The sequence below is a fragment of the Actinokineospora spheciospongiae genome (genome assembly GCF_003182415.1).
In the GTDB taxonomy this organism is placed as follows: Bacteria; Actinomycetota; Actinomycetes; order Mycobacteriales; family Pseudonocardiaceae; genus Actinokineospora; species Actinokineospora spheciospongiae.
The window spans coordinates 687,419-711,399 of record NZ_QHCP01000002.1 but is presented as its reverse complement, the minus strand read 5'-3'; the positions used below and the strand labels follow the sequence as shown (position 1 = coordinate 711,399).

At 73.2% G+C, this 23,981-nt stretch carries 18 protein-coding genes; 13 read left to right on the top strand and 5 right to left on the bottom strand.

From position 1 onward, the window contains the following. Positions 1 to 18: 18 nt before the first annotated feature. From DFQ13_RS06835 to DFQ13_RS06810, 6 genes are all read left to right on the top strand, one after another. Positions 19 to 2,370, top strand: a complete 2,352-nt coding sequence (locus tag DFQ13_RS06835; RefSeq protein WP_110079200.1) for a DUF6779 domain-containing protein — start codon at positions 19 to 21, stop codon at positions 2,368 to 2,370. A gap of 584 nt (positions 2,371 to 2,954) precedes the next feature. After that, positions 2,955 to 4,136, top strand: coding sequence for a PrsW family intramembrane metalloprotease (locus DFQ13_RS06830; protein ID WP_233438284.1), 1,182 nt, complete (start codon positions 2,955 to 2,957; stop codon positions 4,134 to 4,136). 1,020 nt (positions 4,137 to 5,156) lie between these two features. After that, entirely contained in the window at positions 5,157 to 6,068 is a 912-nt protein-coding gene (locus DFQ13_RS06825) for a Rossmann-like and DUF2520 domain-containing protein (RefSeq protein ID WP_110079198.1), read from the top strand. Beyond that, positions 6,065 to 6,955 (top strand): pantoate--beta-alanine ligase, encoded by an 891-nt coding sequence (gene panC, locus DFQ13_RS06820; RefSeq protein WP_110079197.1) that lies wholly within the window; start codon positions 6,065 to 6,067, stop codon positions 6,953 to 6,955. The genes DFQ13_RS06825 and panC overlap by 4 nt, the downstream gene beginning before the upstream one ends. 23 nt (positions 6,956 to 6,978) lie before the next feature. After that, on the top strand, positions 6,979 to 7,431 hold the full coding sequence (gene panD / locus DFQ13_RS06815) for an aspartate 1-decarboxylase (protein ID WP_035281867.1): 453 nt from the start codon (positions 6,979 to 6,981) through the stop codon (positions 7,429 to 7,431). A 3-nt stretch (positions 7,432 to 7,434) separates the two neighbouring features. Then, positions 7,435 to 8,211, top strand: a complete 777-nt coding sequence (locus tag DFQ13_RS06810; protein ID WP_035281869.1) for a type III pantothenate kinase — start codon at positions 7,435 to 7,437, stop codon at positions 8,209 to 8,211. A 438-nt stretch (positions 8,212 to 8,649) separates the two neighbouring features. Here the strand turns inward: DFQ13_RS06810 and DFQ13_RS06805 are convergent, their stop codons facing one another. Continuing rightward, positions 8,650 to 9,390, bottom strand: a complete 741-nt coding sequence (locus DFQ13_RS06805) for a class I SAM-dependent methyltransferase (protein WP_035281871.1) — start codon at positions 9,388 to 9,390, stop codon at positions 8,650 to 8,652. Positions 9,391 to 9,859: 469 nt separating this feature from the next. On the opposite strand from DFQ13_RS06805, the gene DFQ13_RS06800 reads away from it, so the two are divergent. Next, complete coding sequence (locus DFQ13_RS06800; RefSeq protein WP_035281873.1) at positions 9,860 to 10,207, top strand: histone-like nucleoid-structuring protein Lsr2; 348 nt, start codon at positions 9,860 to 9,862, stop codon at positions 10,205 to 10,207. Between the two features lie 176 nt (positions 10,208 to 10,383). Here DFQ13_RS06800 and DFQ13_RS06795 read toward each other — a convergent pair whose 3' ends face one another. Further along, on the bottom strand, positions 10,384 to 11,220 hold the full coding sequence (locus tag DFQ13_RS06795; protein WP_110079196.1) for a (2Fe-2S)-binding protein: 837 nt from the start codon (positions 11,218 to 11,220) through the stop codon (positions 10,384 to 10,386). Between the two features lie 396 nt (positions 11,221 to 11,616). On the opposite strand from DFQ13_RS06795, the gene DFQ13_RS06790 reads away from it, so the two are divergent. From DFQ13_RS06790 to DFQ13_RS06780, 3 genes are all read left to right on the top strand, one after another. Then, positions 11,617 to 14,172 carry an ATP-dependent Clp protease ATP-binding subunit gene (locus DFQ13_RS06790; protein WP_035281874.1) on the top strand — a complete coding sequence of 852 codons (2,556 nt, stop codon included), beginning with the start codon at positions 11,617 to 11,619 and terminating at the stop codon, positions 14,170 to 14,172. A 133-nt stretch (positions 14,173 to 14,305) separates the two neighbouring features. Then, positions 14,306 to 14,620 carry an antibiotic biosynthesis monooxygenase family protein gene (locus DFQ13_RS06785; RefSeq protein WP_035281875.1) on the top strand — a complete coding sequence of 105 codons (315 nt, stop codon included), beginning with the start codon at positions 14,306 to 14,308 and terminating at the stop codon, positions 14,618 to 14,620. Then, complete coding sequence (locus tag DFQ13_RS06780; protein WP_035281876.1) at positions 14,617 to 15,399, top strand: SIR2 family NAD-dependent protein deacylase; 783 nt, start codon at positions 14,617 to 14,619, stop codon at positions 15,397 to 15,399. Before DFQ13_RS06785 ends, DFQ13_RS06780 begins: the two co-directional genes overlap by 4 nt. A 19-nt stretch (positions 15,400 to 15,418) precedes the next feature. Here DFQ13_RS06780 and DFQ13_RS06775 read toward each other — a convergent pair whose 3' ends face one another. After that, positions 15,419 to 16,438, bottom strand: coding sequence for an endonuclease/exonuclease/phosphatase family protein (locus DFQ13_RS06775; protein ID WP_063935931.1), 1,020 nt, complete (start codon positions 16,436 to 16,438; stop codon positions 15,419 to 15,421). Between the two features lie 114 nt (positions 16,439 to 16,552). On the opposite strand from DFQ13_RS06775, the gene DFQ13_RS06770 reads away from it, so the two are divergent. Together DFQ13_RS06770 and DFQ13_RS06765 are read left to right on the top strand one after the other, a co-directional pair. Further along, on the top strand, positions 16,553 to 17,524 hold the full coding sequence (locus DFQ13_RS06770) for a daunorubicin resistance protein DrrA family ABC transporter ATP-binding protein (RefSeq protein WP_035281877.1): 972 nt from the start codon (positions 16,553 to 16,555) through the stop codon (positions 17,522 to 17,524). Next, positions 17,521 to 18,312 carry an ABC transporter permease gene (locus DFQ13_RS06765; RefSeq protein ID WP_110079195.1) on the top strand — a complete coding sequence of 264 codons (792 nt, stop codon included), beginning with the start codon at positions 17,521 to 17,523 and terminating at the stop codon, positions 18,310 to 18,312. The genes DFQ13_RS06770 and DFQ13_RS06765 overlap by 4 nt, the downstream gene beginning before the upstream one ends. A gap of 143 nt (positions 18,313 to 18,455) precedes the next feature. On the opposite strand, the gene DFQ13_RS06760 is transcribed toward DFQ13_RS06765, so the two are convergent. Both DFQ13_RS06760 and DFQ13_RS06755 read right to left on the bottom strand, forming a co-directional pair. Beyond that, positions 18,456 to 21,659, bottom strand: a complete 3,204-nt coding sequence (locus DFQ13_RS06760) for a BTAD domain-containing putative transcriptional regulator (RefSeq protein ID WP_110079194.1) — start codon at positions 21,657 to 21,659, stop codon at positions 18,456 to 18,458. Between the two features lie 59 nt (positions 21,660 to 21,718). Then, positions 21,719 to 23,167, bottom strand: coding sequence for a M1 family metallopeptidase (locus DFQ13_RS06755; protein WP_110079193.1), 1,449 nt, complete (start codon positions 23,165 to 23,167; stop codon positions 21,719 to 21,721). On the opposite strand from DFQ13_RS06755, the gene DFQ13_RS06750 reads away from it, so the two are divergent. After that, positions 23,166 to 23,978, top strand: coding sequence for an alpha/beta fold hydrolase (locus tag DFQ13_RS06750; RefSeq protein WP_110079192.1), 813 nt, complete (start codon positions 23,166 to 23,168; stop codon positions 23,976 to 23,978). The two genes, DFQ13_RS06755 and DFQ13_RS06750, sit on opposite strands and share 2 nt — an antisense overlap. Positions 23,979 to 23,981 lie beyond the last annotated feature (3 nt).

Below are 23,981 nucleotides of genomic sequence, written 5' to 3'. Positions count from 1 at the left end.
CCCGGTACGGTAGGGCGCATGACCGGCCGGACCGACACCTTCGACGAGCGGGACAGCGCCCCCACCGCGCGCCTGCTGCTCGTCGCGGCGCTGGGTCTGGCCCTCGCCTCCACCGCGGTGCTCGTCTTCAGCGATTCCCTCAAGTGGATGCGGCTGGGGGTCGTCGCCGCGCTGTGGGCCGCGCTCGCGGGGGCCTTCCTCGCCGCCCGCTACCGCAGACAGGCCGGGGACCGCGCCGAGCGGGCGGCGGACCTGCAACACGTCTACGAGCTGGAGCTGGAACGCGAGGTCGCCGCCCGGCGCGAGTTCGAGCTGGAGACCGCGGCCGAGGCCGAGCGCGCCGCGCAGGAGAAGGCGGGCACCGACCTCGCCGAGCTGCGCGAGGAGCTCAAGGCCATGCGCGAGCACCTGCAACAACTCCTCGGCGGCGGCGAGGTCCTCGTCGAGCGCTTCGCCCTGCACGCCGAGGCCACCCGGATGCGCGGCGTGGCCGAGGAGAACCGCGGCTCGAAACCCCTGCGCCGCATCACCGCCGCGGGCGACGCCTCCACCGAGATGATGGGCCGCGTCGGCAAACCCCCGGTCGAACGCCCCGACGGCTGGTTCGAGGGCGACCGCATGGACCCGGACTGGCAGCCGTCGTGGGACAGCGACGAGCAACCGGCGGTGGTCTCCGGCCAGGGCAGCCGCCCGGTCACGGCCCGCAGGCGCACCGTCCCGGAAACCGCCCGCCAGCAGCCCGCCGCCGAACCCCCCCGCAGGCCCACCACCCGCCAGGCCCCACCCAACCGCACCGAGTCCCGCCCCCGCGCCGACGCCTTCCCCCCGGTCGCCAACCCCGGCGGCGGCAGACCCCTGCGCACCGACGAGGCGGAACGCCTCCGCGAACCGGACCCCCGCCGGACCCCCGGCGCCCACCCCACCAGGCAGGGCGCCGCGTTCCCGGCCGAGCAGGAGAGCTCCCGCCCCGTCGGCCAGGACACCCGCCGCGCCCAACCCGGGACCCCGGAGCAGGACCAGTGCCGCCCCCAGCAGAGCGGCGCCTTCCCGTCCCAGCCGGAAAACGCCCGAGGCGAACCCGCACCGGGCACCCCCCCCACACCAGACCCGCGCCGACAACAAGCCCCACCCGACCCCGAAGCCCCCCGCCGCGACGGCGCCCCGCGCAGGCAACAGGCCCCGATCGACTCCGACAGCGCCCGCCGCGAACCGCCCACCAGCGCGTTCCCGGCCCAAGACCCCCGCCGCCAGCAGGCGCCCGCCGCTCACCCGGAGTCCGCTCGCCCCGACCAGCGCAGACAGACCGCCGCGGCGTTCCCCACCGAACCCCACCCCGACCAGCCCCGCCGCGCCCCGGACCCGACCCGCGCCGCGCCCGAGCAGCCCCCCGCCACCCGCCGCCCCGCCCCCGCCGATTTCCCCGCCGACCCCGGCCGCAGGCACCCGGCCGAGCAGGCGCCCGGCTCTCACCCACCCCCCGACCCCCGCAGGCAGGCGGCGGGATCAGGCAGGTACACCCCGTCCGGCACGTTCCTCCCCGTGGAGCGCACGCCGGAGGAGTCGGTGGATGCCGCAGGCCGTCGCCGCGCGCCCACGGGGACGTTTCCCGCGGTGGAGCGCAGGTCGGATCAGCCTGCTGATGGCGCAGGTCATCGCCGTACTCCCAGTGGGACGTTCCCGCCGGTCGAGCGCAGGTCGGATCAGCCTGCCGATGCCGCAGGCCGCCGCCGTGCGCCGACCGGCACGTTTCCCGCCGTGGAGCGCAGGTCGGATCAGCCTGCTGATGCCGCAGGCCATCGCCGCACCCCCACCGGTTCGTTCCCGCCGGTCGAGCGCAGGCCGGAAGACCCCGCGGACGCCGCAGGCCGCCGCCGCGCGCCGACCGGCACATTTCCCCCGGTCGAGCACAAGCCCGGTGAATCCGCCGATGCCGTGGGCCGCCGCCGCGCCCCCACCGGCACGTTCCCCTCGGTCGCCCCCGCCGAACCCCAGGCGGGCAGGCACGCCCCCGCCGGATCGTTCCCGTCGGCCGCCCACCCCGACCCGACCCCCCGGCACAGCCCAACCGACCCCCGGCGCACCCCGAGCGGCACCTTCCCCCCCGTCGCCGAACCAGCCGCCCGACACACCCCCGACGACGGCGCGGGCCGCCGCCGCACCCCCACGGGCGCCTTCCCACCCGCCCCGACCTCCGAGGACCCGGGCAGGCACGCCCCGACCGCCCCCGGAGAATCCACCGGCCGCCGCGCCCGCCCGGAGGGCAACGCCCCGGCGGGTTCGCACGCGCAGGGCAAGTCTGTGGAGGAACTGCTGGCCGCACACGGCACCGGCGCCACCCCCCGCCGACGCCGCCGCCGCGAGGACGACTGAGCCAGCACCACAGCCCCACATCACCACCGCTGCTCCACCACGCCCCTGCCACTGCACCACCACTGCGCCGCCGCGCGGCGGCACGCCACCACCGCCGCATCGCCGCATCACCACTGCACCGCCGCCGCACCATCACTGCGCCATCACACTGCCGCCGCCGCACCGCCGCCGCACCACTATCGCCGCCGCCGCGCGGTGGCACGCCACCGCATCGCCGCTGCCGTCGCGCCACTGCTGCGCCGCGCCACCGCTGCCACGCCGCGCGCCGCGCCATCGCCGCCGCTGTCACCGCCGCCGCTGTCACCGCCACCGCCGCGCCGCTGCCATGCCGCTGCCGCCGCGCTGCCTCAGCCGCCGTGTCGCTGCTGCTGCGCCGCAACCGCACTGCTGCCGCTGTGCCGCCGACGTACCTCGCCGCTGGGTACCAGCGCACAGGCCGTGCCAGCCGAGTGCCGTTCTGAGCAGCCCCCGAATCAATCCAAGTGTGGGGCATCGACAGAACCGGGGACCTGAGCCGGAGTTGTCCACAGCGGGCGTCCACCGCTGGGTGGGTTCACGCGCCTCGCTCCGTAAGATCACCGTTCGTGTCTGAAGCGCAGTTGCACCGGCATACGCCCCGCAGGTTGACGGTCCTGCTGCCCGTCGTCGCCCTGGTGGTGCTCGCCGGGTGCGGGCTGACGCTGTTGGCGTTGAGCACGGCCAGGGTCGGGTTGGTGGCCGAGTTGGTGGGGGTCGGTGCCGCGCTGTTGCCGGTGGGGCCGGTGGTGGCGGCGTTCCTGTGGGTGGACCGGTGGGAGCCGGAGCCCGCGAAGCTGCTCTGGTCGGCTTTCGCGTGGGGGGCGTGCGGGGCGACGATCACCGCGCTGCTGATCAACAACACCGCTGAGGCCGTCGGTGACCTGCTGCTGGGGCAGGGCAACGGGGACAAGCTCAGCGCGGTCGTGTCGGCGCCGCTGTTCGAGGAGGCGGCCAAGGGGGTGTTCATCCTCGGCGTCTACCTGTTCCTGCGCACCGAGTTCGACGGGGTCATCGACGGGATCGTGTTCGCCGGGTTCACCGCGGCCGGGTTCGCGTTCACCGAGAACATCTACTACTTCGGCCGCGCGTTCTCCGACTACGGCTTCGGCGACAGCACCTCGCCCGGGGTGATCGCCGCGTTCGTGCTGCGCGGGCTGCTCTCGCCGTTCACCCACCCGCTGTTCACGGTCATGATCGGCATCGGGATCGGGGTGGCCGCGCGCACCACCTCCGCGCGCACCCGCGTCCTCGCCCCCATCGCGGGGTACGTCGCGGCGGTCCTGCTGCACGCCACCTGGAACGCCTCCGCCACCCTCGGCACCGCCTCGACCTTCCTCGGGGTGTACTTCCTGCTGATGGTGCCGCTGTTCGGTTCCGTGCTGTGGCTGGTCGGCTGGCACCGCAAGCGGGAGCAGCGGGTGATCGCCGCCGCCCTGCCCGCCATGGTGGAATCGCGGTGGATTCTGCCGTCGGAGGTCGAGGCGCTGGCCAGCCTGCACGGGCGCAAGGAGTGGCGTGCCCGAGTGCGGCGGCGCAACGGGCGGCAGGCGGCCGCCGCTGTGGAGGAGTACCAGGCTGCGGTCAGCGAACTGGCGTTCCTGTGGCACGCCATGGCCGTCGGCACCGCCGGGCCCGCCGGGCCCGCGCACGAGACGAAGCTGATCAGCGTGCTCAAGCAGGCCAGGAAGCGTGCTGTGCAGGCTTCCGCGCACCGTGACCGCGAACCCGGTTCCTCGGTTTCTGCTTGACGAGCTGGGATGTTCTCGGTGCCTGTCTGAATCCGCCTGCCGTGCTTTCGAGCCCAAGACCTTGTGCGGTGGGGGCTGGGTGGGCCGATCTGCTCGGTCGTGTTTCAAGGGCCCGGGATTTTTGGGGGCGGGCCCGGGTGGGTGGATCTGCTTGGGCGGGGCCCCTACGGCGATCATGTGCCCAGTGCGACCGAGTGAGGCGGAAAGAGTGCCTCACAGCCCGGGCAGGCTTGCACATGATCGCCTTCCCCACCCAAGCACATCCACCCACCCGGGCAGAGCCGTAGCCGGACCGCCGCTTCGTTGGGTGGCCGGGTTTCGCTGCGCCCGGTGGGGCTGCTGGTGGCGGGCCGCCTGGCCGGTGGTTGGCGGGGTGGTCACCGCTGCGCTGGTGGGCCGCTGGTGGCTGGCCGCCGGGCTGGCGGTTGGCGGGGTGGTCGGCGGCTGCGCCCGGTGGGTCCGGTGTGGCGGGTCGCTCGGCTGGCGGTTGGTGGGTGGTCGGCGGCTGTGCCGGTGGGGCTCGGCGTGGTGGGCCGCCGGGTTTGGGGCGGTGGGTGGCAGCGCCTGGTGGGATTTCGGGTGGCTGATCGCCAGACCAGCGGTTGGTGGGGTGGTCGGTCGCTGCACCCGGTGGGTTTGGGCGGCCGGTGACTCGGCTTGCGGTGGGGTGGTCGGTGGGGATCGGGCAAGTTGGTGGCCGGGCCGGTGGTTTGTGGGTGGTTGGTTGCTGCGCCAGCGGCGTTCTGGGTGACCGGCTGGCTTCGATGGCGGGCCGTCCGGTCTTGGCGGCTCGGGTCCGTGCCGGGTGCGGCTCCTGGCAGCACGGCGCTTCCCGGGTGCGGCTGGGGCCGTTGTGGTCCAGCGGACAGCGTGGTGGCCGTCACCCGGATGCCACCCCCCGGCCCGGCGGCGGCTACTCTCGCGGCCGTCGTCCGGTACCCGCGCCGATGCGGGACTGGAACGAGGTCGAGGAGCCGTGGCGATGTCGTTCGGTGTTGTGCCGGTCTCCGGTGGTGCGTCGTGAGCAGGCCTGCGCGGTTGCGGGTCGGTGTGGTGTCGGCGGGGCGCGTTGGTGCCGTGCTGGGTGCCGCCCTGGGGCGGGCCGGGCACACCGTGACCGCCGCGGCCGCGGTGTCCCGCGAATCGCTGCGCCGGGCCGAGGAACTGCTGCCCGGCACCCCGATCCGGCCGCCGGACGAGGTGGCCGCAAACGCCGACCTGGTGTTGCTCGCCCTCCCCGACGACCGGTTGGCGGGCATGGTGCGGGGTCTCGCCGCCGCCGGTGCGCTGCGGCCGGGGCAGATCGTCGTGCACACCTCCGGTGCCAACGGGGTCGGTGTGCTGCAGCCTGCTGTCGACGCGGGTGCGTTGGCGTTGGCCATGCACCCGGTGATGACCTTCACCGGCCGCGCCGAGGACCTGCACCGGGTGGCGACCTGCTCCTTCGGCGTCACCGCGGCCGACGGGGACGAGGTGGCCTGGAGCGTGGCCGAGGCGCTGGTGGTTGAGGTGGGTGCCGAGCCGGTGCGCATCGCCGAAGCCACCCGGCCGCTCTACCACACCGCCCTGTCGCACGGCGCCAACCACCTGATGACGCTGGTGGGTGACTGCGCCGACCTGCTGCGCGAAGCGGGCGTGACCGCCCCCGGCCTGGCCGAGCGGGTGATCGCCCCGCTGCTCTCGGCCGCCCTGGACAACGCGCTGCGCCACGGTGACCGCGCCCTCACCGGTCCGGTGGCCCGCGGTGACAGCGGCACCGTGGCCAAGCACGTCGACGTGCTCGGTGAGCACGCCCCCGACCTGCTGCCCGCCTACCGGGCGCTGGCGGCCCGCACCGCCGACCGGGCGGGTGCCGCGGGCCTGCTGCGCCCCGACCAGCTTCCGGACGTCCTGGCCGCCCTCGACCACGAACCACCACAGGAGCAACGATGACCGCCCCGCGCTTCACCGCCGGGAAGCTGCACGTCCACGACGACCCGCAGCAGTTGGCCAGGGTCACCCGCGCGCTGCGGGCCACCGGCCGCAAGATCGCGTTCGTGCCCACCATGGGCGCCCTGCACGAGGGCCACCGGGAGCTGATGGCCCGCGCCCGCCGCATCCCGAACACGGTGCTGGTCGCGTCGATCTTCGTGAACCCGTTGCAGTTCGGGCCGGGTGAGGACTTCGAGCGCTACCCGCGGCCGTTGGAGGCCGACCTGGCGGTGTGCGAGGCCGAGCGGGTCGAGCTGGTCCTCACCCCGCCGGTCGAGGCCCTCTACCCGCCGGGCGCGCAGGTGACCGTCCACCCCGGACCCCTGGGTGAGGAGCTGGAGGGCGCGGTGCGGCCCGGGCACTTCGGCGGGGTGCTGACGGTGGTGGCGAAGCTGCTCAACATCGTCCGCCCGGACTACGCCATGTTCGGTGAGAAGGACTACCAGCAGCTCGTCCTGATCAAGAAGATGGTGCGCGACCTGGACATGGAGACCCAGGTGGTCGGGGTCCCCACCGTCCGCGACCGCGACGGGCTGGCCAAGTCCTCCCGCAACGCCTACCTCGACGACGCCCAGCGCACGGCGGCCGTCGCCCTGTCCGCGGCCCTGTCCGCGGGCGGACACGCCGGTGCCGGTGGGGCGACCGCGGTCCTCGATGCGGCCCGGGCCGTGCTCGACGGGACCCCGGAGCTGAAGGTCGACTACCTCGCCCTGCGCGACCCCGAGCTGGGTCCCGCCCCGGACGGCGGCGACGCCCGCCTGCTGGTGGCGGCCCGCCTCGGCACCACCCGCCTGATCGACAACGTCCCGGTGCTGCTCGGCACCCAGGACCTCGCCCAGTACGTCTAGCCCCCCGCCAGAAGGACCGGCCCATGTTCCGCACCATGCTGAAGTCGAAGATCCACCGCGCCACGGTCACCCAGGCCGACCTGCACTACGTGGGTTCGGTGACGGTCGACCCGGTGCTCATGGAGGCGGCCGACCTGCTGCCCGGCGAGCAGGTCGCCATCGTCGACGTGACCAACGGCGCCCGCCTGGAGACCTACGTGATCGAGGGGGAGCGCGACAGCGGTGTCATCGGCATCAACGGCGCCGCCGCCCACCTCGTGCACCCCGGCGACATCGTCATCCTCATCGCCTACGGCCTGATGGACAGCGCCGAGGCGGCGGCCTTCGCCCCGAAGGTCGTCTTCGTCGACGCGGACAACAGGGTCGTGCACCTGGGCGCGGACGCCGCCCACGTCCCCGAGGGCACCGAGCTGACCAGCGGCGCGGAGACGGTCGACGCGGCCCGGCTGGACGCCCTCCTGGCCCACGAGAGCTGACCCTTGCTGCTCACGATCGACGTCGGCAACACCAACATCGCCTTCGGCCTGCACAACGCCGACGACCTCCTCCGCGACTGGCGGATGCGCACCGACGCCAGGATCACCGCCGACGAACTCGCCCTCACCATGCGCGGGCTCCTCGGCGAGCACGCGGAACGGGTCACCGGCGTGGCCGCCCTGTCGACGGTCCCGGCGGTCCTGCGCGAGGTGCGCGCCATGCTGGGCCGCCACTACCGGTCCCTGCCCAGGGTCATCGTCGAACCCGGGGTCAGGACGGGGGTCCCGCTGCTGGTCGACAACCCCAAGGAGGTCGGCTCCGACCGCATCGCCAACACCCTCGCCGCGCACCACTACTTCGGCACCGCGTGCGTGGTGATCGACTTCGGCACCTCCACCAACATCGACGTCATCTCAGCCAAGGGCCAATTCCTCGGCGGCGCCTTCACCCCCGGCATCGAGATCTCGGTCGACGCGCTGGCGTCGCGGGCCGCCGCCCTGCGCAAAGTGGAGATGGTGCGCCCCCGGTCGGTGATCGGCAAGAACACGGTGGAATGCCTGCAATCGGGCATCATGTACGGCTACGCGGGCCAGATAGACGGACTGGTCGCCCGGATCACCCGGGAACTGCGCGACACCGGCCACACCGACGACATCGCGGTGATCGCCACCGGTGGTCTCGCCCCGATAGTCATCGACGAAACCACCACCATCACCCACCACCGACCGGACCTGACCCTCCAGGGCCTCCGCCTCATCTACGAGCGAAACCAACGCTGATTCGCCTATCCCCGTTGTCGGCACCGCGCGAGCGGCATCCCGAAACCCGGCTTTCGCTCCCCGGCTTTCCCCGGTGAAACCGACCCACCGGACCCGAAAACCCGTCGGCACTCCGACCTCGGCCGACAACCCCACCACTGGCGAACCCGAACCAAGCACACACGCCGCTTTTTCTCGCGCGCGCGTAACCATCCACAACCCCCACCCTCCCAAGGGGACCCGCGTCCTTGCGGCCATTCTACCGGGGCAAAGGGGAAAGCGGGGGGAAGTGGATCTTGCCTGTGGACAACTCGTATCCCTCGGAAGGCTGAATCCGCGGCGAGCCGGGGACGGCACCGCGTGGGCCGGGATCGCTGTGGAAGTCGGTTCGCCGCGGGAGGTCTGGATTGCCGGGGGAGGTCTGGTTCGCCGTGGGGGGCGATTGTCGGGGAGTTGCGGTCAGCGGCGGAAGGCCCGGATCACCGTGGTGATCAGTGGGCGTTCGAACTCGCCCTCCGAGGTCTCCGAGTGCGTCTGGAGGTAGGACCGGACCTGGTTCAGCACCGCTTCCCGCTCCTCCTCCGGGGCCTGGGAGATGTGGCTCTGCGTCCGCAGGGTGGCGATCATCGACTCCACGGTCCGCCGCTGCGAGTGGTGCACCTGCACCTGCTCCGGCGGCTTGAGCTGCGGGTGTTCCGGCACGCCCCTCGGCTGCCGGGGGAGTTCCCCGACGGTGGTGGTGGTCAGCTTCTCCAGCCCGGCCACCCAGGGCACCGTCAGGTCGTCGTGGTTCCAGAGGGCGGCCAGGACGCCGCCGGGGCGCAGGACGCGGACGATCTCCGGGAGGGCGCGGGCGGGGTCGAACCAGTGGTAGGCCTGCCCGATCACCACGGCCTCGACCGAGGCGTCGCGCAGCGGGATCTCCTCGGCGGTGCCGTCCAGGGCGGGCACGTCCGGGAACAGCCGGGTGAACTCCGCGCGCATCGCCGGGTCGGGTTCGACCGCGGTGACCTCCAGGCCCAGCTCCAGCAGGCTCTCGGTCAGCTTCCCGGTGCCCGCGGCGAGGTCCAGCACCCGGTCGCGGTCGCCGATGGCCCACTCGATGGCCTCGACGGGGTAGCCGGGCCGGTGGCGGGTGTAGTCGGCGGCCACGGAGCCGAATGAGGCGGCCCGCCTGGCGAACAACTCCTCGGAGTCCATGGCGCCACCGTAGCCTCGTCCCCCGGCGATACCCGGTGGGGGAGTTCGCCTTGCCACGACCCGGGTGTGCGTGCCCGGCGGGACCGCCGCGGCGCGCGTTCCGGGTGGGGTCGCGCCCGTCCCGGGAACCGCGTTCGGCAGTGGCGCGGGCGTGCGGGGCACGCCCGCGGGCGCTCGGGTGTCCCCGCGTTCGGCCGGGCCCGTTCGGCACCGACCGGGACGGCGCCAACCGGCCGACATCGCATTCGCGCGAGTTCCGCCCCGGTGCTCGGCGAGTTCCGCGTTGTCGGGTATGGCGAGTGCCCCGGGGACCGATCCGCTTTCACTCCCCCCGTGCGGGTGACCCGTTCGGGTATCGGGCGCTAACGCAATCCGGTGGATTTGCGCTAACCTGCTTCCCGGGAGCAATTCACCACATGGTGGCCGAGTCGCTCAATGAGCCGGTACATTCCAGCCCGAGGAGGCCCATATGGCGCAGAAGGTCACTGTTTCGCTCGTCGACGACCTCGATGGGTCGATCGCTGAGGAGACGGTCGAGTTCGGCCTCGACGGCGCGTCCTACCAGATCGATCTGTCCTCGGACAACGCCGACAAACTGCGCGAGGCGCTCGCCGACTTCATCGACAGCGCGCGCCGTTCCGGTGGCCGCAAGCGCGTGCCGGGCAAGGTCGCGGTCGGCCGCGCCCCGCGCACGGCGTCCGCCGACCGCGAGCAGAACCAGGCAATTCGCGAGTGGGCGCGCAAGCAGGGGATGAAGGTCTCCGATCGCGGCCGAATCCCGTCGGAGGTTCTCGACGCTTACAACGAGCAGGCCTGAGCCCGAAACGCGGACAGGTCCGAAGGGGCACCGGCGCGCCGGTGCCCCTTCGGGCATTCCGATGATCTTCGGCGAGTCCGCGCGAATTCGCGGGCGGAGTTGTCCGCCGGTGCGCCCGGGTGATTCCCACCGGGTGGGCGGAGTCGCATTCGTCACTCCGACCCCACCCGAACCGCTCACCCCTTGGGGCACACCCGCGGGCAGGTCGAGCAGGTGCCCTGCCCGGCGGCGAGCAGGTAGTGGAAGCAGCAGCTCTCCCGGCGCCTGGTCCACTCGACCGGGCCGCCACCGGCGGGGTGCACCGCGCGCAGCGTCGACCCCGAGGTGAACGGCGCCGGGCCGTCGTCGAGGACCAGGGCCGCGTCGAGCACCCCGGCGCCCTCGTCGCCGCCGTAGCGGCCCGCGAGCCACAGGGCGTTGTCGAGCGCGTCGGTCGCCGCCGCCCAGAGCATCCGCCTGCCGAACCGGACCTGCGGGCCGAACACGTCGGCGAACCGGCTCGCGTGCGCGGCGAACCGGCCGCGCAGCACCGCGGCCAGCGCCCGCTCGTCGGCGACCGCGGTGGCCTCGGCGGTGCCCGCGGCCGGGTCGTCGGGCAGGCAGGCGAAGTTCGGGTTCAGCACCGCGATCGCGTCCGGGTGCGGGCGGGGCTCGGCCATCCGGAACGCCAGGTCCTCCGGGCGCAGCGACGGGACCCGCCGCTCGTGGTGGAACAGCAGCCCGGCCAGGTAGCCGGGGACGGTCAGGTACCAGGACATCACGTAACCGGCGGTCGTCCGATCGGGCGAATCCCCGTACTGGGCCCGCAGCCAACCCGCCAGCCCGGACCGCCAGCGGTCGAACCCGTCGGGCAGGTCGAGGAAGTCCGCGCAGGTGGTCCACCTCGGCGCGCCCCCGGGCAGGCCGTACCGCAGCTCGACGCGCGCCTGCCGCGGGTTCACCCTGGACAGCGAGTCGGCCAGGGGCCCGCGCCGGTCCAGGGCGTCGGGCCGGACCCGGTACCCGGTCGTCACCGGCGGGTACCGTCACGGTGTGCGACGTGGCCGCTGGTCCACATGGCGTGGCCCTTCTGCTCCGTACGGTTACTGAGGTATGCCTTACCTTACCCAGTATCCCGCGCGGTCGGCCACCGGAACAGCCCGCAGTGCGCTTTCCCGGGTGGCGAAGCCCACGGATGGGGTGCTCCCGGCGCGTGTTCGCGCTCAGCGGACACGGCCCCGGTTGCGGAATCCCTCCCGGTCACCGCACGTTGGACACAACGAAGGGACCACCGGGCAACGGCGCCACGGGGGTTCGGCCGCAAGTGGCACTGAGAGCTTGCGTCGGGCCTACTACAGTGGTCCCACGGTGCTGAATCCGATCCGAGCGGAGCGGATGAGGGCCGCCGGCGCAGCAGTCAGGGAGTGCGAATGTTCGAGAGGTTCACCGACCGCGCGAGGCGGGTGGTCGTCCTGGCCCAAGAAGAGGCCCGGATGCTCAACCACAACTACATCGGCACCGAGCACATCCTCCTGGGCTTGATCCACGAGGGTGAGGGTGTCGCCGCCAAGGCGCTCGAGTCGTTGGGGATCGCGCTGGAAGGCGTGCGGCAGCAGGTCGAGGAGATCATCGGCCAGGGCCAGCACGCGCCGAGCGGGCACATCCCCTTCACCCCGAGGGCCAAGAAGGTCCTGGAGCTGTCACTGCGCGAAGCGCTGCAGCTCGGACACAACTACATCGGCACCGAGCACATCCTGCTCGGCCTGATCCGCGAGGGCGAGGGCGTCGCCGCCCAGGTGCTGGTCAAGCTCGGCGCCGACCTCAACCGGGTCCGCCAGCAGGTCCTGCAGCTCCTGTCGGGCTACCAGGGCGGCAAGGAGTCCACCGAGACCGGCGGTCGCGGCGAGGGCACCCCGTCGTCGTCGCTGGTGCTCGACCAGTTCGGCCGCAACCTGACCGCGTCCGCCCGCGAGGGCAAGCTGGACCCGGTCATCGGCCGGACCAAGGAGATCGAGCGGGTCATGCAGGTGCTGTCGCGGCGCACCAAGAACAACCCGGTCCTCATCGGCGAGCCCGGCGTCGGCAAGACCGCCGTCGTCGAGGGCCTGGCGCAGATGGTGGTCAAGGGCGAGGTGCCCGAGACCCTCAAGGACAAGCAGCTCTACACCCTCGACCTGGGTTCCCTGGTCGCGGGCTCGCGCTACCGCGGTGACTTCGAGGAGCGCCTGAAGAAGGTCCTCAAGGAGATCAAGACCCGCGGCGACATCATCCTGTTCATCGACGAGATCCACACCCTCGTCGGGGCCGGTGCCGCCGAGGGCGCGATCGACGCGGCCTCCATCCTCAAGCCGATGCTGGCCCGCGGTGAGCTGCAGACCATCGGCGCCACCACGCTCGACGAGTACCGCAAGTACGTCGAGAAGGACCCCGCGCTGGAGCGCCGCTTCCAGCCGATCCAGGTGGGCGAGCCGTCGCTCGAGCACACCATCGAGATCCTCAAGGGCCTGCGCGACCGGTACGAGGCGCACCACCGCGTCACGATCACCGACGCCGCCCTGGTCGCCGCGGCCACGCTGGCCGACCGCTACATCAACGACCGGTTCCTGCCGGACAAGGCGATCGACCTGATCGACGAGGCGGGCGCGCGGATGCGCATCCGCCGGATGACCGCGCCGCCGGACCTGCGCGAGTTCGACGAGAAGATCGCCGACGTGCGCCGCGAGAAGGAGAGCGCGATCGACGCGCAGGACTTCGAGCGCGCCGCCAAGCTGCGCGACAACGAGAAGCAGCTCCTCGGCCAGAAGGCCGAGCGGGAGAAGCAGTGGAAGGACGGCGACCTCGACGTCGTCGCCGAGGTGGACGACGAGCAGATCGCCGAGGTCCTGGCGAACTGGACCGGCATCCCCGTCTTCAAGCTCACCGAGGAGGAGACCACCCGTCTGCTCCGCATGGAGGACGAGCTGCACAAGCGGATCATCGGCCAGGAGGACGCCGTCAAGGCCGTCTCCCAGGCGATCCGCCGCACCCGCGCGGGCCTCAAGGACCCCAAGCGCCCCTCGGGTTCGTTCATCTTCGCCGGCCCGTCCGGTGTCGGCAAGACCGAGCTGTCGAAGGCGCTGGCGAACTTCCTGTTCGGCGAGGACGACGCCCTCATCCAGATCGACATGGGTGAGTTCCACGACCGCTACACCGCCTCGCGGCTCTTCGGTGCCCCTCCCGGGTACGTGGGCTACGAGGAGGGCGGCCAGCTCACCGAGAAGGTGCGCCGCAAGCCGTTCTCGGTGGTCCTGTTCGACGAGATCGAGAAGGCGCACCAGGAGGTCTACAACACCCTCCTGCAGGTGCTGGAGGACGGTCGCCTGACCGACGGCCAGGGCCGCACGGTGGACTTCAAGAACACCGTGATCATCTTCACCTCGAACCTCGGCACCCAGGACATCTCCAAGGCCGTGGGCCTGGGCTTCACCAGCGGCAACGACCAGGGCTCGAACTACGAGCGGATGAAGAACAAGGTCAACGACGAGCTGAAGAAGCACTTCCGCCCGGAGTTCCTCAACCGCATCGACGACATCATCGTCTTCCACCAGCTCAACGAGCAGCAGATCATCACCATGGTGGACCTGATGATCGGCCGGGTCGAGACGCAGTTGAAGAACAAGGACATGGCGATCGAGCTGACCGAGCGCGCCAAGCTGCTGCTGGCCAAGCGCGGTTTCGACCCGGTGCTGGGCGCCCGCCCGCTGCGCCGCACGATCCAGCGCGAGATCGAGGACCAGCTTTCGGAGAAGATCCTGTTCGGCGAGATCCAGCCGGGCCAGATCATCATCGCCGACGTCGAGGGCTGGGACGGCGGCGAGGGCTCCACCGACAAGGCGAAGTTCGTCTTCCGCGGCGAGGCCAAGCCGTCGCAGGTCCCCGACTCCCCGCCGGTCGAGCTCTCCGCCCCCGGTGGCGGCGAGGCAGGCGAGGACTCGGCCGAGGGCTGAGCCTGACGTTCTGAGTTCTGAACCGGAAGGCGGTCTCCCCACGGGGAGGCCGCCTTCCGGCTTTCCGTCCCCGCGCGCGAGACCCTGTGGATGAGTGGAGCGCGGAGGCGGTGGCCGCCAGTACGCTGGGGGCATGGCAGTGGTGAAGATCAACGCGATTGAGGTCCCCGACGGCTCCGGCCCCGAGCTGGAGAAGCGGTTCGCCGCCCGGCTGGGCGCGGTGGACGGCGAACCCGGCTTCCTCGGGTTCGAACTCCTCCGGCCGACCGGCGGGGAGACCCGCTACTTCGTCTACACCCGGTGGGAGACCGAGGAGCACTTCCAGGCCTGGATGAAGGGCTCCGCCAAGGAGGCGCACTCCGGCGAGCGCGCCAAGCCGGTGGGCACCGGTTCGGCGCTGCTGGAGTTCGAGGTCGTCCAGAGCACGAGCCCCCGCCCGGCTGAGTGAGCTTCGAGCGGGCGGCTGACCTCATCCGGGAGGCCGACGCGGTCCTGGTGTGCGCCGGGGCGGGCATGGGCGTCGACTCCGGCCTCCCGGACTTCCGGGGCAACCAGGGCTTCTGGCGCGCGTACCCCCCGTACGCGCGCCTGGGCCTGGCCTTCGAGGAGCTGGCCGACCCCGTGCACTTCGCCGACGACCCGGAGCTGGCGTGGGGCTTCTACGGCCACCGCACCCACCTCTACCGCGACACGATCCCGCACGGGGGCTTCGCCATCCTCCGCTCCTGGGGTGCCCGGGTCTTCACCTCCAACGTCGACGGCCAGTTCCAGAAGGCGGGCTTCGCCGACGTCGCCGAGGTGCACGGGTCGATCCACCACCTCCAGTGCACCTTGCCCTGCCGGAGCGACATCTGGCCCTCCACGCAGGACATCACCGTCGACCCGGACACCATGCGCGCCGTGGGCGACCTCCCCGCCTGCCCGTCCTGCGGCAGCCTGGCCCGCCCCAACATCCTGATGTTCGGCGACGCCCACTGGGTCCCCGACCGCAGCCAAGCCCAACTCGACGCGGTGAACGGGTGGCGGCGCGGCCGCAAGGTCACCGTCGTGGAGATCGGCGCGGGCCAGGCCGTCCCCACGGTCCGCCGGTACGCCGAACTCGCGGGTGCGGCGACCGGCGCCCTCATCCGCATCAACCCCCGGGAGCCCGATATCCGCCACAACCGTGGCGTCTCCCTGCCGGTCGGCGCCCTCGAAGCGCTCACCGCCATCCAGGAGCGCCTGTAGGCCCTGTCCCCGCGGTTCTCTAGCGGGGCAGCACCAGGTCGGTGAACAGCACGTTGTGGTCACTGCCGGGCAGGTCGTAGACCGCCGCGGACGCCGCCCCCAACCGCCGGTCGAACAGCACGTGGTCCAGGGTGACCGGCGGCCCCACCGGCCACTGCGACCACGTGGGACGAAGGGCCTCCCCGGTCACCTCGGCGGCGTCGGAGTACCCCCGGTCGATGAGCTGGGTGAACGACGCGTGGTCCAAAGTGGCGTTGAAGTCGCCCACCAGGACCCGGGGCCGGGTGCGCCCGTCAGGGCTGGGGAAAGCAGCCAGTTCCCGCTGCCACTGCGCGCGGTCCACCTCGGAACCGACCGGCGGCACCGTGTGCACCGAGACCACCTCCAGGTCCTGGCTGCCCGAGAGGTCCAGCACCGCCGCGGGCATCTCGAAGCGGCTGCGCTCCGGCACGAGCACGATCTGCCGCAGCGGCACCTTGGCCAGGATGCCGCCGCCCTCGCCGCCCGCCTTGGGGCGCAGCACGCGGTTCGGGAGCAGGTCGGCGATGCCCGCCCGGTCGAGTGCGGCCACCGCGGCCGGGGTCAGCTCCTGCAACGCCAGCACGTCGACCCGGGCATCGCGGACCAGGCGGACCAGGGTGGCCGGGTCGGCGAGGCCGAGGCGGAGGTTGGCGGTCATCACCCGCACGTGCTGGCCGTCCGGCAGGGAAGTGCCGTCCGGGAGGACGCGGGGGGTCAGGACGATGCCCAGGGAGATCGACAGGACCAGGGCCAGCAGCGACTGGAGGCGGCGGCCCAGGACCAGGGCGAACAGGGTGATCACCAGCCCGCCCACGGCGGTGTACGGGGTGAGGGCGAGCGCGGCGGCGGTAAACCGATTGCCGTCGTGGCCGCTGAGCCGGAGGATCGTCAGCCCCAGCAGGGCCAGCACCGGCAGGGCCACCAGCACCGTCACCCAGCGCCGTCGCCTGCGCCGGGGTGGTGGGGGTGGACCTTCCGGCGGGGGGATCTCCGCGCTGGTCGGCCGGGTGAGCGCCATGCCACCAGGATGCCCCACCGGGCCGCTGTCACGGCGGGGTGCCGCTGACAGCGCGCTGTGCCCGCGCTGACAGCGGTCGGGTGCAGCCTGGGTGGACACGAAGAAGGGGGACGCATGTCCGGCAACACAGATCTGGCCGTGGAGGCCGAGGGGCTGGTGAAGCGCTTCGGGGACACGGTCGCCCTCGACGGGGTCGACCTGGCCGTGCCGAGGGGGAAGGTGCTGGGGGTGCTCGGCCCGAACGGGGCGGGCAAGACGACCGCGGTCCGGGTCCTGGCGACGCTGCTGCGCGCCGACGAGGGGTGGGCCAGGGTCGGCGGGTACGACGTGCGCGAGCAGGCGACGGCCGTGCGCGGGCTGATCGGCCTCACCGGCCAGTACGCCTCGGTCGACGAGGACCTGTCCGGCACCGAGAACCTGGTGCTCATCGGCAAGCTCCTGGGCCTGCCCAAGGCGGAGGCCAAGGCGCGCGCGAAGGACCTGATGGCGCGCTTCGAGCTGACCGACGCCGCGGGCCGCTCCGTCAAGACCTACTCCGGCGGGATGCGCCGCCGCGCCGACCTGGCGGCCAGCCTGGTCGGCCGCCCCGAGGTGCTCTACCTCGACGAACCCACCACCGGGCTCGACCCGCACAGCCGCAACGAGGTGTGGGCCACCGTCCGCACCCTCGTCGACGACGGGACGACGGTGCTGCTGACCACCCAGTACCTGGAGGAGGCCGACCGGTTGGCCGACCTGATCACGGTGATCGACCACGGCAGGGTCATCGCCAACGGCACCCCGAACGAGCTGAAGCGCCGCACCGGCGGCCAGGCCCTCCAGGTGCGCCCGAGCCTGCCCACCGACCTGCCCGCGGTCGCGGCGATCCTGCGCGAGCTGACCGGCATCGACCCGATCACCGACGCCGAGTCCGGCCTGCTGAGTACCCCGGTCGACAACTCGCTGCTGCTGTCCGCGCTCGTCCGCAGGCTGGACGAGGCGGGCATCACCGCCGACGAACTGGCGCTGCGGCTGCCCAGCCTCGACGAGGTGTTCCTGTCCCTGACCGGCCGGACCACCCCGGTGACCGAAGGGAGCGTGGCATGAGCACGCCCACCATCACCCACATCAGCCCCGGCCTGGCCCTGCGGCACGGCTTCGCCCTGGCGGGCCGGTCCATCACCAAGACCCGCAAGAACCCCGAGTCCCTGCTGGACGTCACGCTCCAGCCGATCATCTTCCTGCTGCTGTTCGTCTACCTGTTCGGCGGCGCGCTCGCGGGCAGCCCCGAGCAGTACCTGCAACTGCTGCTGCCCGGCCTGATGGTGCAGAACATCGCCTTCGCCAGCCTGGGCACCGGCATGGCGCTGTGCACCGACATCAGCAAGGGCGTCTTCGACCGCTTCCGCAGCATGCCCATCGCCCGCTCGGCGCCCCTGGTCGGCGCGGTCCTGGGCGACGTGGTGCGGTTCGTGGTCACGCTGGCGGTGCTGATCGTGTTCGCGGTGATCCTGGGCTTCCGGGTGCAGACGGACCCGGGGCGGTTCCTGGTCGCGGTGGTGCTGATGATCCTGTTCGGGCTGTGCCTGTGCTGGGTGTCGGTGTTCGTCGGGATGCTGGTCAAGAGCCCGCAGGCCGTCCCCGGCACGCTGGTGGCGTTCATCCTGCCGCTCACCTTCGGCAGCAACGTGTTCGTCTCCGCCGAGACCATGCCGGGCTGGCTCAGGGGCTGGGTCGAGATCAACCCGGTGTCGCACCTGACCAACGCCGCCCGCGGCCTGCTGCTGGGCGGGGAGTGGGTGGGCGACGCGGTCTGGGCCTTCGTCTGGGGGGTCGCGATCGCCGCGGTGTTCTTCCCCCTGGCGCTGCGCGCCTACCGCCGCCGCGTCGGCTGACCGGACCGCCGACGGCCCGCTCCGCCGCGTGCGGGGCGGGCCATCGGTTCATCGGTTGGCCGCCGGATCATGGTCTGGTCGGATTCAGTGGTGAATCCAATGCGACATGGCGCACCAGCTTCTCCGGTGTGCGATGTTCCCCATCACTCCGCAGGTGCTCCAAAATCTGCTGTGGACACTGCATTGTGGAGGGACTTGAGCGCGGTGGCGCGGTCGAGGGCCGCTGCTGCCGCGTGGGCCGCTTCCCCTGCCCGTGCGCCGATCCGCTCGTCGATCGCGGCCCTCAGGCTCGTCAGTTCCGGGTTGCCGAGGTCGGGGGCGCCGCGGATGGCCGTGCTCAGGCCGAGCAGGTGGGCCGCGCCCGCCGGGTCGCCCGCGGCCAGCCACGCCATGGCGGCGGTCTCCGCGACGGCGCTGACCACCGGCATGTCCGGGATGGCCGACAGGTCGACCGCGGCGGTGCGCAACCGGGCCAGTGCCAGCGGCAGGTCGCCGGTGGCGACGGCGAGCTGGGCGCCGACGGTCGTCAGCGTCCTGGCCATGTGCGGGGCCCGGTTCTCCAGCGTCGCCACCCGCGCGGTGACCGCCTCGTGCTCGGCCACCGCCGCCGACAGGTCGCCGCGCTGCCGCAGGACGGTGGACAGCCAGCTCTGGACCAGGATGCCCAGGTCGTTGGTGCCGCGTTCGCGCAGCATCCGCAGGGCTGCGCGCAGGCCGCGCTCGGCGCCGTCGAGGTCGCCCGCGCGGCCGCGCTGGATGGCCAGCCGGGCGAGCATGCCGGGCAGTTCGTCGGCCGCGCCCAGCTCGCGGACCAGGCGGACGGCCTCTTCGACGGCCTCGATCGAGCCCGCGTGGTCGCCGAGCAGCGAGCGGCGCTCGGCCACCTGCCCGATCGCCATGGCCTGGCCCCAGCGGTCGCCCAGCTCGCGGAAGCGGGCCAGCGCCCCGGCCGCCGCGGCCTCCGACCCGGCCAGGTCGCCTGTGTTCTCCAGCAGGAAGGCCCGGCCCAGCTCGGCCATGGCGCGCGCCCACGGGTCCGGGTGCGCCGCCGCCCGCGCCAGCCCGGCGAACGCCTCGTCGACCTCCCCGGCGAACGCGGCGAGCATCGGTTCCACCATCGCCATCGACGGGTGGTGGTCCATGGCGCGGGTTTCGGCGAGTTCGGTGCGCAGCTCGGCCAGCACCGCCGGGTCGGGCATCCCGGCCGCGTCGTCGAAGGCGGTCAGGGCGCGCAGGGTGGCGGTGGCGTGCGCGGGGGCCGGGCCGGGCAGCGCGACGACCGACCGCATCAGGTTCACCGCCTCCCGGTGGTGGCCGCTGATCATCCAGAACCAGCCCGCGCGCAGTGCCAGCCGGGTGGCCAGGTCGGCGTCGCCCGCCTCGGCGGCGTAGCGGGTGGCGGCCAGGACGTTCTCCTGGTCGGCGGCGATCCTGGCCATCCAGCGCACCTGGTCCGGGCCGCGCAGCCGGGGTTCGGCGTCGTCGAGGAAGGCCAGCGCGCACCGGCTGAACGCGGCGCGCACCCGCGCGGTCTCGGCGGCGCCGTGCTCGGCGAGCCGTTCGGCCGCGTACGCCCGGACCGTCTCCAGCACCCGGTACCGCACCTGCCCGTCGCGGCCCTCGGCCACCTGCACCAGCGACTTCTCCACCAGTGAGGCCAGCACGTAGACGACGTCCTCGGCCGGGAGCAGGGTGTCGTCGGCGGCGACCGCGGGGACCCAGTCGGCCGCGGCGGGCGCCGGGAACACCGACAGCCGCGCGGCCAGCACCCGCTCCGGTTCCTCCAGCAGGTCCCAGCTCCACTCGACCACCGCGCGCAGCGTCCGGTGCCGGGGCAGCGAGGTGCGGCTGCCGCCGGTGAGCAGCCGGAACCGGTCGTCGAGCCGTTCGGCGACCTGGCCCAGGGTCATCGACCGCAGCCGGGCGGCGGCCAGCTCCAGGGCCAGCGGCAGCCCGTCGAGGCGGCGGCAGACCTCGGCGACCGCGGGGGCGTGCTCGGCGACGGCGAACCCGGGGGCGGCGGCCTCGGCCCGGTCGGCGAACAGCCGCACCGCCTCGGCGGCGAGCACCTCGGCGGCCTCGGCGCGCTCGGCGGGCAGCCCCAGCGGTCCGACGCCGAACACCACCTCGCCGGTGATCGCCAGCGGCTCGCGGCTGGTGGCCAGCACGGTCAGCCTCGGGCAGCGGGCCAGCACCGCGTCCGCCAGGGCCGCTGCGGCCTCGACCAGGTGCTCGCAGTTGTCCAGCACCAGCACGCCCCGCTGCGCCGACAGCATCTCCACCACCCGGTCCAGCACCCGGCCGGGTCGCGGCGGCGTGCCGCCCGGGGCGTCCAGCAGCCGGGTCTCGCGGGCGCCGAGCGCGGCCAGCACCGCGCCGGGCACGTCCTCGGCGGCGCGCACCGCGGCCAGCTCCACCAGCCACGTCGGCCGCTCGGAACCCGCGACGGCCTCGCACGACAGCCGCGTCTTGCCCGCCCCGCCCGGCCCGACCAGGGTCACCAGCCGGGCCGAGGCGAGCAGCCCGCGCACCTCGGCCAGCTCGACCCGCCTGCCGACGAAGCTGGTCAGCGCCGGGGTGGGAACGGCGGCGGGGGCCGCCGGGGCGAGGTCGCCGCGCAGCACGGCCAGGTGCAGGTCGCGCAGCTCGGCGGACGGTTCGACGCCCAGCTCCTCGGCCAGTGCCCGGCGGATGCGCTCGTGGGCGGCCAGTGCCTCGGCCTGCCTGCCGGACAGGTACAGCGCGCGCACCAGCAGCCCGGCCGCCCGCTCGCGCAGCGGGTGCTCGGCGACCAGGCCGTGCAGCTCGGCCACGGTGTCGGCGTGCCCGCCCAGGTCGACGTCGGCGGCCAGCCGGTCCTCCAGGGCGGCCACCCGCAGCTCGGTGAGCCTGGTGATCGCGGCACCGGCGAACGGCGCGTCGGCCAGCCCGGACAACGCCGGGCCGCGCCACAGCTCCAGCGCGGCGCGCAGGGCCGCCGCGGCCTCGGTGGGCCTGCCCTCGCGCAGCGCCAGCCTGCCCTCGGCCGCCAGCCGCTCGAACCGGTGCACGTCGACGTCGTCGCGGTCGACCACCAGCCGGTACCCGGACGCCGACGACTCGACCAGCCCGTCGGCCCCGGCGCGCAGCGCCCGGCGCAGCCGCGACACCAGCGATTGCAGCGCGTTCACCGCGTCAGCGGGCGGTTCGTCGCCCCACAGCGAGTCGATCAGCGCGGCCGAGGTGACCACCCGGCCCGCGTCGAGGGCCAGCCGGGCGAGCAGCATCCGCAGCCGGGCCCCGCCCAGCTCGACCTCCACCGCGCCCGCGCCGGTGACCCGCACCGGGCCGAGCATCGCCACCCGCACGCGACCAGCCTCCCAAACCGCGGTTGCCGCCCGAATTCCGGCCACCGCTCAAATCTCGGTCACCGCAGAGTGCCCGGGAACAGGTACCGGTCCTCCGGCTTCGCCGCGTCGCGGAACCAGGCGGTGAGGAACGGGCGCAGGTCGGCCTGCCCGGAGACCTCCACGGCCATGTCCTCGAACTGCGGCCAGCTCGCGTTGCCGTCGCGGTGGGTGCTCGCCCACCGCTTGAGCAGGCTGCTGAACGCGTCCTCGCCGATCTGGCGGCGCAGGGCGTGCATGGCGAGCTGGCCCTTGTCGTAGACGGCGGTGAACTCGTTGCCCGGCCCCATGTCGTAGAGCTTGCGGTTCCAGTAGCGGGTGTTCCCCGACGTCTTGGACACCGTGGCGCGGAACCGGTCGTCGAGGTCCACCCGGTTCGCCGACTCGTCCCACAGCCACTGCGCGTAGGAGGCGAAGCACTCGTTGAGGCAGATGTCGGCCCAGCTCTCGATGGACACGCTGTCGCCATACCACTGGTGGGCCTGCTCGTGCACGATCGTGTCCAGGTCGGCCCACTTGGCGTAGATCGGCCTGCCCTGGGTCTCCAGCGAGAAGCCGATGTTCTCGTTGAGGAAGATCCCGCCCGCGCCGCTCTGCGGGTACGGGCCGAACCGGTCGGCCAGGAACGCCAGCACCTCCGGCACCCGCTCCTCGTCGGCCCGCTTGCCCTCGGTGCCCGGCGCGTACGCGTCGACCAGCGGGACACCGCCGGGCAGCGTCGACCGGACGATGGTCCACCGGTCGATGGCCACGGTCGTCACGTACGGCGCGATCGGGTTCGGCTCCACCCAGGTGAACGTCGTCCACCCGCCCTCGGGTTTCGGCGCCTCCTCGCGGCCGTTGGACACCACGCTCCAGCCGTCGGGCACGCGGGCCCGGACGCTGAACGTCGCCTTGTCGCGGGGGTGGTCGTTGACCGGGTACCAGCTCGACGCGGAGTGCGGCTCGCCCGCCGCGTACGCCCCGCCGGAGGTGGAGACCTGCCAGCCGTTGGTGCCCAGGTCGCCGTCCGGTTCGGCCTGCGGCTCGCCGGAGTAGACGACCCGGGTCTTGAACTCCGCGCCCTTGACGACCGGGGTGGCCGGGGTGATCACCAGTTCGTGGTCGCCCGCGCGCTCGGCCCGGGCCTGCACGCCGTCGACCTCGACCCGGCTGACGTCGAAGCCGGTGAGGTCCAGGTTGAACCGGGACAGGTCGGCGGTCGCCTCGGCGGTGACGGTCGTGTCGCCGTCGAGGCGCCGCGCCGCCGGGTCGTAGCTGATCCCCACGGCGTAGTCGGTCACGTCGTAACCGCCGTTGCCGTCGTCGGGGTAGTACGGGTCGCCGATCCCCTCCGCCCCTTCGGCCCCGTCGACCGCGGGCGGTGTGGTGCCGGGCGGTGCGGTCGAGTCGGGGGTGGCGGTGCACCCGGTGAACGCCACCGCGGCGAGCAGCGTGGCGGTGAGGCGGACGGCGGGGACCCTGGGCATGGGCCCATTCTGGACGCTGTCCGGTGAGGTCGCGGTGGCTTCGGGCACACTCGGCGCGGTGGAGATCGTGGAGTTCGGCGGTACGGGTCGACCGATCGTGGTGCTGCACGCGCTGATGGGCCGGGCGTCCACCTGGTGGCCGTGCGCCGCGTGGTTGTCCCGCTACGGTCGGGTGCTCGGCTTCGACGCCCGCAGCCACGGGCGCAACCCGCACCGGGGCGTGTGGACCACCGAGGACTTCGTCGGCGACCTGGTCGACGTGCTGGCCGGGTTGGGCGAGCCCGCCGTCCTGATCGGCCACTCGATGGGCGGGCTGCACGCGCTGGGGGCCGCCGCGTCCGCGCCGTCGCTGGTGCGGGGGGTGGTGACCGAGGACGTGGGGGTGGACCTGGTCGGGCGGACCGCGGACGACTGGCGGGCGCTGTTCGCGCAGTGGCCGGTGCCGTTCCCGTCGCTGGCGCACGTCCGGGAGTTCTTCGGGCCCGCGGCGGACTACTTCGCCGAGTGCGTGGAGGAGCGCGACGGCGGCTACCGGCTGATCGCGGACCTGGAGGACCTGTTCGGCATCGCCGAGGAGTGGGGGCGGCGGGACTTCTGGGCGTACGTGGACGCGGTGTCGTGCCCGGTGCTGGCGGTCGAGGCGGAGCACTCGGTGATGCCCGCGGGCCAGCAGGAGCAGATCCCGCTGCGCGCGCCGGGCGGTGGGCGCCACGTCGTCGCCCCCGGCTCGGGCCACCTGGTGCACGGGTCCGCGCCGGAGTTCTACCGCGGCGCGGTGGAGGCGTTCCTGTCGGAGCTGTTGGGGCGCTGAGGG

Coding starts and splice junctions, on each gene's coding strand:
- DFQ13_RS06770 (WP_035281877.1), top strand. CDS start 16,553: ATGTCCGGCAACACAGATCTGGCCGTGGAGGCCGAGGGGCTGGTGAAG.
- DFQ13_RS06775 (WP_063935931.1), bottom strand. CDS start 16,438: ATGGCGCTCACCCGGCCGACCAGCGCGGAGATCCCCCCGCCGGAAGGT.
- DFQ13_RS06805 (WP_035281871.1), bottom strand. CDS start 9,390: ATGGACTCCGAGGAGTTGTTCGCCAGGCGGGCCGCCTCATTCGGCTCC.
- DFQ13_RS06755 (WP_110079193.1), bottom strand. CDS start 23,167: ATGCCCAGGGTCCCCGCCGTCCGCCTCACCGCCACGCTGCTCGCCGCG.
- panD (WP_035281867.1), top strand. CDS start 6,979: ATGTTCCGCACCATGCTGAAGTCGAAGATCCACCGCGCCACGGTCACC.
- DFQ13_RS06800 (WP_035281873.1), top strand. CDS start 9,860: ATGGCGCAGAAGGTCACTGTTTCGCTCGTCGACGACCTCGATGGGTCG.
- DFQ13_RS06785 (WP_035281875.1), top strand. CDS start 14,306: ATGGCAGTGGTGAAGATCAACGCGATTGAGGTCCCCGACGGCTCCGGC.
- DFQ13_RS06765 (WP_110079195.1), top strand. CDS start 17,521: ATGAGCACGCCCACCATCACCCACATCAGCCCCGGCCTGGCCCTGCGG.
- DFQ13_RS06835 (WP_110079200.1), top strand. CDS start 19: ATGACCGGCCGGACCGACACCTTCGACGAGCGGGACAGCGCCCCCACC.
- panC (WP_110079197.1), top strand. CDS start 6,065: ATGACCGCCCCGCGCTTCACCGCCGGGAAGCTGCACGTCCACGACGAC.
- DFQ13_RS06750 (WP_110079192.1), top strand. CDS start 23,166: ATGGGCCCATTCTGGACGCTGTCCGGTGAGGTCGCGGTGGCTTCGGGC.
- DFQ13_RS06790 (WP_035281874.1), top strand. CDS start 11,617: ATGTTCGAGAGGTTCACCGACCGCGCGAGGCGGGTGGTCGTCCTGGCC.